Origin of the sequence: Enterobacter sp. J49, assembly GCF_002148625.1 — a bacterium.
GTDB classification, from domain to species: domain Bacteria; phylum Pseudomonadota; class Gammaproteobacteria; order Enterobacterales; family Enterobacteriaceae; genus Enterobacter; species Enterobacter ludwigii.
Genome location: NZ_MWPY01000045.1, coordinates 1 through 555 on the forward strand (window position 1 = coordinate 1; position 555 = coordinate 555).

The window sequence follows — 555 nt, forward strand, 5'->3', positions numbered from 1 at the left end:
CAGCAACAGCGGTGCAGTGGCATGCCACCTTAGCCGGCGGCGATGGCGAGTTAAAACGGCAGCTGTCGCACCTGCTGTACGACTTCCCCTATCCCGTGGCCGCCGAGCCGCCGCTGCCGATATATCAGCATCATCGCCCCGTCACGCTGACGGAAAGCGGCGCCGAACACGCCTTGCTGCAGTTTTACCCGCTGCCGAACGGCGAAGCCGAAGGCCGTTGGGCGCCGCGCGTGCTGGCCCAGCTTTACGCGCCGCGCTATTTTCAGCGGGTGCGCGTGTATCGCAACGTGGGCTACGTGGTGCAATGCGCCTTCCACCGCTGCGCCGATGCCGAAGGCCTGCTGTTCGCGCTGCAATCCCCAACGTTCAACGTTGAACAGCTGCGGCAGTTAACCGACGAATTCTTACTGCAAATGCGTCATGAGCTGGCGCACGTGGGCGCAAACGAGCTGGCGCAAACGCAACAGGCGCTGCGGCAAAGCGTGCAGCGCCTCAGCGCCGAGCCATTGCAACGCGCACGCGAAATCGCCCTGGAAAATCACGCAATCATTGCCG

Annotated in this window: 1 pseudogene; it reads left to right on the plus strand. The window is 63.4% G+C overall.

What is annotated here, in order from left to right:
- Positions 1-555: pseudogene (locus BJP35_RS23820) on the plus strand (pyrroloquinoline quinone biosynthesis protein PqqF); the annotation flags it as partial.